A 950-nucleotide genomic window follows, 5' to 3' on the forward strand; every position below is an offset into this window, starting at 1 on the left:
TGTCAGGTCCCGGACGAATACCTTCTAAAAAGTAGACGTCCGTTGCTGCTGGGGCGGGCCGTGTTGGCTGAGGTCGTGGCAGCATGGAAGGGCCGGAGGCCGACATGCTGATCAAGTTGCACAAGAACGCGACCACCACCCCCGCCACGCGCGAGGCGATCCAGAAAGCCACAGGCAGCGACTACGAGGTCGCGCGGCAGTTTGGCGTCAGCCGCGACACGGTGCGCAAGTGGCGCAAGCGCGATACGGTGCAGGACGGCAGTCATACGGCGCACCGCTTGCAGACCACGCTCAATGCGGGGCAAGAAGAGTTGGTGATCTACCTGCGCACGCAGTTGCTGCTGCCGCTCGATGACCTCTTGGCGGTGATTCGAGAGTTCATCGAGCCTGACATGAGCCGCTCGGCGCTGGACCGACTGCTGCGCAGGCGGGGCCATTCGCGCCTGCCCGTGCCCCAAAAGCCAGAGGGCCAGGTCAAGCCCTTCAAGGCCTACGAACCCGGCTACGTGCATATGGATGTGAAGTACCTGCCGCAGATGGCCGACGAGCAGGCCAGGCGCTATGTGTTCGTGGCCATCGACCGGGCCACGCGCTGGGTGTTCATCGCCATCAAGAGCCACAAGACGGCAGCAGCTGCGCGCAGCTTCCTCAACGCCTTGTCCAAGGCCGCGCCCTTCAAAATCCACACGCTGCTCACGGACAACGGCAAAGAGTTCACCGACCGCTTGTTTGGCCAACGGGCCAAGGACGCCAGCGGCGAGCACGAGTTCGACATGCTGTGCCAGGCGCTGGACATTGAACACCGGCTGACCAAGCCCAGGACGCCACAGACCAATGGCATGGTCGAGCGGTTCAATGGCCGCTTGGAGCAGGTGCTGCGCACGCACCACTTCAACAGCGCGGAGGATCTGGAGAAGACCCTGCACCGCTATGTGTGGCTCTACAACCAG

General features: G+C 63.2%; 1 protein-coding gene. It reads left to right on the top strand.

Annotated elements, in window-relative coordinates:
- Window positions 1-104 precede the first annotated feature (104 nt).
- The coding region (locus G3A44_RS23160; protein ID WP_163460115.1) for an IS481 family transposase at window positions 105-950 on the top strand (846 nt) is incomplete at its 3' end.

The sequence above is a fragment of the Ideonella livida genome, assembly GCF_010499455.1.
GTDB lineage: Bacteria > Pseudomonadota > Gammaproteobacteria > Burkholderiales > Burkholderiaceae_C > Ideonella > Ideonella livida.